At 41.0% G+C, this 6,941-nt stretch carries 3 protein-coding genes; 1 reads left to right on the top strand and 2 read right to left on the bottom strand.

Features of this window, described 5'->3' with window-relative positions:
* Positions 1-115 precede the first annotated feature (115 nt).
* Together E1176_RS08765 and E1176_RS08760 are read right to left on the bottom strand one after the other, a co-directional pair.
* Positions 116-2,986 (bottom strand): PD-(D/E)XK nuclease family protein, encoded by a 2,871-nt coding sequence (locus tag E1176_RS08765; RefSeq protein ID WP_155210235.1) that lies wholly within the window; start codon positions 2,984-2,986, stop codon positions 116-118.
* Entirely contained in the window at positions 2,983-6,141 is a 3,159-nt protein-coding gene (locus E1176_RS08760; RefSeq protein ID WP_155210234.1) for a UvrD-helicase domain-containing protein, read from the bottom strand. Before E1176_RS08760 ends, E1176_RS08765 begins: the two co-directional genes overlap by 4 nt.
* Before the next feature lie 147 nt (positions 6,142-6,288).
* Between E1176_RS08760 and E1176_RS08755 the strand changes: the two genes are divergently transcribed.
* Positions 6,289-6,846: a hypothetical protein gene (locus E1176_RS08755; RefSeq protein WP_155210233.1), complete on the top strand. Its 558-nt coding sequence runs from the start codon at positions 6,289-6,291 to the stop codon at positions 6,844-6,846.
* Positions 6,847-6,941 lie beyond the last annotated feature (95 nt).

The following is a 6,941-nucleotide window of genomic DNA, read 5'->3' as shown; positions in this document are numbered from 1 at the left end:
CTTTATGATTATAAAGTTTAACTTGCATGAAGTTATTGTAGATAACAGACCGACTTTTCCTGATTTCAGGAATATTAAGAGGTATTAAGGCTTACTAATAGTGAGTGATTTTCCCCTACCTCCCACAAATGTCCTTATAAGGGCAATATTCACAGTTTTTGTAGTCATCGGTTTGGTCGAAGGTGACTTCAGGATCGTAGATTTCTGAAAGTAGCTCGGTAAGAAATTCTTCAAACTCTTCAGCCATGGGGCGGAAGTCGTGCAGTTCATTTTTACTTTTCTTATGGTGCACCCGCCAGCTAAAATCATCTTTAAATAAATCTTTGCTATTAAAAATGCCGGGCTCGATTTGATGAGTAACTCCATTTTTCTTCCAGTAGAGATAGCTGTAGTAAAAGACCTGTAAAATGGTTTTGTTGTCTTTTATTTTCGTGCGGTCTTTAAGCTTCTCAATCGACTCGTAGGTTTTATCATCACGACCGGTTTTATAGTCTATCACGCGTACAGTTTCGCCTTTTCTGTCAATTCTGTCGATAATCCCTTTGATGCGTACACCCAGGGTTTGCCCACCACTGGTAATGGGGAGATCTACATGATAACCCTCACGTGTACTTGCCTCCAGGCCGAGTACCCTAAATGGGGCATATTTAGCGTCATGCTTGATGATCTCGTTGGCAAACTTTTCTAGTATCTCAAAAGCGATAATTGAACGCCCCTCAGGCTCAAAATTCTCTTCCTTTTGTGCGTTGTAATGATCAACAAAAGCCTTTCTTAAAGCACCCCGAATGCCCATTTGCAGATACATCACATCATTTGGCTCTATGGTACTGCGTTTTTGTTTTTTGGTAAACTCCTTATACAAAATCTCCATGGCATTGTGCAGGATGTTCCCGAAAACGGCTGCGTCCATCTCTTCCTGTACATCATCGGCCTCATACAGCTTTGCCACGTACTTAAAGTAAAATTTGAGGCGGCAGGTCAGGTAGGTGATCAATGCCGAAGGTGTGAGTTTTGACTGGTCGCGATAGTCGTAACCCGTGGTGAAGCGTTGCATTTTTTGCAATACCTCGGATGTTTTCTTAATGGTTATGGCTGAGAGGCTTTGCGTTTTTACCGGGTTAGCTAATATCTTTTTCGTGATCGTGTGGTCAGATTCAGCTTCAAGCTGTCTTACAAAACGACTGATTTCGCCATTTACATTAAATTCAGAAACTGTGTTGTAGTAGAAATGCACCTCATTAGCACGCTGTAGTAAGCGGTAAAAGAGGTAGGCATACATGGCATCATTATTTTCATAAACAGGCAAGCCAAAAGCTTTCCTTATGTTGTAAGGCACAAAAGAACCTCGTCTGGGTTGTGCAGGCCAGCTACCTTCATTCATGTTGAGGATGTATACCCGATCAAAGTCCAGGTTTCTGGTCTCAAGAATACCCATGATCTGAAGACCATCCAGCGGCTCTCCTGTAAACGGAACCTTAAAACTTCTAGCCAGACGTTTAAAAAGTGCTGTGAAAAATTCATAACCCAAAGCATCGGCTTTGTCACCAATCATATGAGCCACATGCTGCAATTGTTCAAAAAATCGACTGATAAACTCTGTCTCTAATTCACGGTCCTTGTCATGCCAATGAGTGTACAGCTTACGCAGAATATCAATGAGGTACTGCACCGGATTATTGTTGGCCGCAAACAGAAATTGAAACAGCTCATGTTTAAAATCAAACTCTTTTGCAGGGATGAGTATCCGGTTTTTCTTTTTTATTTCAGCAAGCCATTGTGTAGCCTTATTTTCTTCCAACGGCATAAGCAGAGGGTGGAGGAGGAGCTCTTGTACCGGGCGGTGGTAAAAGCTTATGCCCTTTACGGTGCTTGTTTTGCGTAGTCTTTGCAGGTCGAGCGCGCTTTCGAGGAGGCTATAAACGCTGGTGTCTTTGAGTGGATAACCCATGGTGATATTGACCTTGTCTACAACATCTGGTATGCTATGCAAAACCGGAAAAAGCATATGCTCCTGAGGGAGCACTACAACCGTACGACTTGGCTCAAAATCAGGGGCCTGAGCTATCGCTTTAATCGCCTCACCCATAGTTTTGGCCTGACCAACCTCCAAAGAAACACCTGTTGCTGTAAACTTTTTCGGTTGTTTGATGCGATTTTGAGGTTCTTTAGGAAAAGACCTGCCGAGTAATGTGTCAGCCGCGTATTCTCTGAGAAAGGTGCCTGCCTCTTGCTGCCGGTTGCTGAAATAGTAATCGTCAACATCCCAGATAATCTCTGCGCTTACCTCTCTTACAAAATATTTGAAGATCGTTTCTTCACTTTTAGTAAGTGCGTTAAAACCTGCCAAATACAATTTATGCGTTGGTTTAATTTTTTCGGCTTCCAGTCGCTCAGCAATATCACGGTAGATCATGCCTCCAAAACCTCGCCCTTGCTGCCTGAGCCTTTCTTTAAAGCCCTCGTAAAGCGGTAGTAATATGCGCCAGGTTTCTAAAAACGCCTTTTGTGTGGCAGTTGTGTCTGGTAGAAAGCTCGACCAAAATGATTGGATTACTTCTTTGTCTTCTTCATCGAGATAGAAAAAAGCCTCATCAAGTTCTTTCTGAGTTTTTATGCCTGTAAATAACTTCTTTGTCTCAACAAGGTACTGATCGATTTCTTCAAAATCACGCAAGATCATTTCTCCCCAGAAAAAGAACTTGTCAAATGTCTCGCTTTTCTTTTTGACCAGCTTATAGACTTCAAACAGCTCAAAAATTGCTTCCAGCGTCTCTATTTTTTGATAGGGGCTAAACTGCATGAGGTAGTCTTCCAGACTGTATACTTCAGGCATAAATACCGGCTTATCGATGAGTTGAGCAAGCTCTTTTCTAAAGAATAAACCGGCCCTGCGATTTGGAAACACGACTACAATGTCCTCCATGCTGGCATTTTCTGTAAGTATGCGCTGAGCTACTTCGGCTATAAATGTTTGCTGTGCTGTCATGCCTCTACCTTCACTATTTCCTGGTTTTCTAAATACAAAAGCAGACCTTCTACCGGTAGTGCTTTCACCTCTCGCATGATGCGTATATACGCCTTCATTTGTTGCTGGTCTTTTGTGCGCTGGGTACCTGTTTTATAGTCAATCAATACTATTTTTTGACCATTGCTATTGATGCGGTCGATACGTTTAAAATCACCACCGGGTAAAAGTATTGGTACCTCAGTTTGTACTTTCCAATTGGTCTGAAAGTACTCTGAGAGTGCATTTACAGTGTTTTCAATATCTCCAAACAGCTCGTGAGATGCCAGATTTTTTAAGTCTTCGTGATAGTAAACACGACTTAATACTTCGTGTAGTGTGATGCCGTAAAGTGCTTTTTCATTAAAATGCTTTTTGCTGTCAGCAGCGGCATCTTTCATTTGTAGCTGTATCTTCTTGCGCCAGTTGTATGAGTAATAGTCACTCAAACTTACCTCTTCACCACCGCTTGTTGCCGCTTTAGGTGCAGGCAGTGATCCGATAGTTAATTTGCTGTTTTCTTCATCCCATTGGTCCTCCTGTTTAATGACTGAAGCTAGTTTGAACATAAGATCGCTCACAGCGCTCAGTTTATCTTTTTTTGCCATCGGGCTTGCCATAAACAAGGCTTTCTCTGGTCTGGTGAGGGCCACATATAATAGATTAAGGCTGTCCAGCAGATTTTTTAGCTTCTCCTGATAGTAGATATCTGCCCAATAGGTTTTTTCTAAAGCCGATCCATAGCGAAGGGGAATTACAGGCATTTTATCAAAAGGAGGGTGAGAAACGCCCTCACACCATAGAATTTTATCTGATAGCCGGTTTTGCTTATCGAGCGACCAATCAACAAAAGGCAGTATGACAACAGGAAATTCGAGTCCTTTTGATTTGTGTATGGTAATGATTTTTACAGCATTATTGTCATCAGAAATGATGATTGACCTGTTTTTTCTCACCTCTTCCCACCACAATAAAAATGAAGCAATATCTCCACGCTCATTTTTAGAATAGTCCAATACTGCATCCTGAAAGCCTTGTAAGTAAGTATACTCCTCGCGAATGCGTGAAAGTTCAAAAATGCGACACAGTTCTTCAACCAATTCGTATAGCGGTAGCGATTTAAGCTGATTGCGTTGTTTGAGGAATTCTGCAGGCACATGCTGCTGCCACTGGTCAAGATGCAAATAGAGCTCGCTCTCGTTAATCGGCTCGTCAGTAAGGTATTTGCAATAGGTAGCATACCAGTTGGCCAGCTCTATCTGGTTTTTCTCATCATGCAACCATTTTACAACAGCTATGATAAACTGTACCACATGGCTTGAAGTGAGGTATAAGGCCTCTTTACTGACTACATCGTAGCGCTTGCCTGGTATAGCCTCACCTGAATTGCTGCGCTCAATAAAAGCATGTGCAATATCCCGACCCTCCTGGCTGGTACGCACCAATATGGCCATATCTCGCAGTTGGTAGCCTTTGTCTTGCATCTCCTCAACCTTTGAGATGGTGTATTCTATGGCCAGGTCTTTATATTTTTCGTCTGCCTCTTTTTCTTCTTTTAAGAAAGAAAGCTCAACCAAACCCTCGTTGTCATTTTTGCCTTTTGGTAAATGCTGGTAGGAGTCTTTGAATGTAGAAAACACCTCGTCCATTGCTTTTTGCAGTGTATCGGAAGGGTTTTCAAAATATTCAGACTCCATCAGGGGCTGAATTTCCTTAAAAATTCTGTTATTAAAATTGATGATGTTTGCCGTACTGCGCCAATTGGTGTCAAGGTTTAGTTCTTCGGAAAGCGCTTCGCCAATATCAGTTTTAACTTCATGCTGTAGCAGTCGCCAGTCGCCACCCCTAAAGCGATAAATCGATTGTTTGGCATCACCTACTACCATACTAAACTGCCCCTGGTCGGTGGCATTTTTTACCAAAGGCTTAAAGTTCTTCCATTGGTATGTAGAAGTGTCCTGAAATTCATCGATTAGGTAGTTATCGAATCTGCTACCTACTTTTTCATAAATATAAGGGGTGTCACTATCATCTATGATTCGATTGAGAAAATCTGGTAGATCAGAAATGAGCATGACATCATTTTCGTCACGGTAGATTTGCAAATACCGAGTGATATATGTGAGAATTCCGAACGTGTAGAAATAGCGCTTGGCTTCAATGGCAGAGTAATATTCGATATGCTTTTGATCGTAATAATCAATTAGCTCGTTATATTTTGGGAGAACAAAATCTGAAAGCGATTGCTCGAGAAATTCTTTATTTTTAGCTGTTTTCGTTATCCAGTCATCAATATTGTCGGCTGCAGCTCTACGCTTTTCTGTGATGTCAAACTCTTGCTTTTCAAATTTCACAAATAAGCCTGCGGGCCCATTGCCTTTGCTTTTAAAACTATCTGTTGAGAGTCCTTTACTCTCCAGGTAGCTAAAAACCTCCTTGCACAGTCCTTTTATCTTGTTTTCAAATGTGTATTGAGTTTTGTCTAGCTCAGATTTAAGGGATTTTAATTCTTTTGGGTGCTCTGCAAGATCTGTGAGTTTATCTGCAAATTCTTTAAACTCATCTTTGAGCACCTCGCTGGCCAAAACTGCGATATCTCGTCTAAAGTCCCAGCTAGTGCCTTCTTCTACTCGTTCCTCTGCAAACTGAGTAAGCCACGCGCGTAGCTGTCGGTGTTCAGTTTCCCCAATTTCAGAAAGCATACGATCTATGACCTCTTGAAGCGCAATATCAGTATCGAGATCAATGGCAAAATTGCCTTGTAATCCCATCTCTCTGGCAAACGCTCTGATCACCTGGTAGAAAAAACTGTCTATCGTTACTACCGCAAATCGACTGTAGTCGTGTAAGATGTCAGAGAGTGTATAAGCGGCTTTTCTTTTGAGTGTGGCATGATCGATTTGTAGATCACGGCAAAGCTCGTCAGCGAGAGTTTGCTCCTCTCCATCTTTGAGCAACGTGAGAAATTTTATAATCCGCTGCTTCATTTCCTCAGTGGCCTTGTTGGTAAAGGTTACACCAAGAATTCGTTTAAAACGGCCCTTATGTGAGAGTGCCAGTTTGAGATATGATTTGGCCAGTGTGTAGGTTTTGCCAGAACCGGCTGAGGATTTATATATGAGAAAGTTTTTTGACATGCGCGATCGTAAAATTAACGCTTGTCTGGTGTCCGGGAAATTTTAATCAAACAAATATTTAATCATTTTATAAAGATGTGGTATTACATTATCTAGCATTTTATGTCAATTAACAGTATCTTAAGTAGGAAATAAAATATTAGAAATATGGAACTAAGAAAAAACTACCTTCTGCTACTTTTTATATCAATACTTGCTGTTTCTTGTGGGGATGATGATGCTGCAGATTTGCTTACTGTTACTCAAAATGGTGAAGTAAGTCAGACTTTGTCTGTTGCAACGGATACGCAGACTGAATTTGATCAAACACTGACCATTGACGTAGCTTCAGATAGCGATGTCACACAATTTGGCGATCGTATTGATTCTTATGAAATCGATTCTATTTATATTGAATTCGATAATTTCGTTGGCAGCCCGGATGTAAATATCACACAAGCTACAGCTTTTATATTAGCAGCTGATGACTCACAGATTTTACAAATCAATATAGGTACGCCTATCAATTTAAAAGAGGCTGATGATAACAATGGAGTTGTAGTTATTAAGGATTTGGTAGATGGTGTGGAGTCTCTGATTATAGATAGTATCACGGAGGATGGTTCAATAAAGATCAGAATGCAAGGAGCTATAAGTGAAGCGCCTGCTTCTTTTGATGTTGAAGCCACGCTTTATTTCCAGGTGACAGGATCGCTTATTAACTAGTTTTTCTATCGACTTAAATAGTATTCTTGATAGTTATATTTGATTGAGGAAGCATTTAAAAAAGGCTTTTTTCATTTTTTGTCTTGACACAAAAA

The sequence above is a fragment of the Fulvivirga aurantia genome, from assembly GCF_009711475.1.
GTDB classification, from domain to species: domain Bacteria; phylum Bacteroidota; class Bacteroidia; order Cytophagales; family Cyclobacteriaceae; genus Fulvivirga; species Fulvivirga aurantia.
Note: the sequence above shows the minus strand (reverse complement) of the source record. Positions and strands in the feature narration are given on the sequence as shown.

What these genes read in the sequence shown, in the direction of transcription:
- E1176_RS08760 (WP_155210234.1), bottom strand. Translation starts at nt 6,141, where the DNA reads ATGTCAAAAAACTTTCTCATATATAAATCCTCAGCCGGTTCTGGCAAA.
- E1176_RS08765 (WP_155210235.1), bottom strand. Translation starts at nt 2,986, where the DNA reads ATGACAGCACAGCAAACATTTATAGCCGAAGTAGCTCAGCGCATACTT.
- E1176_RS08755 (WP_155210233.1), top strand. Translation starts at nt 6,289, where the DNA reads ATGGAACTAAGAAAAAACTACCTTCTGCTACTTTTTATATCAATACTT.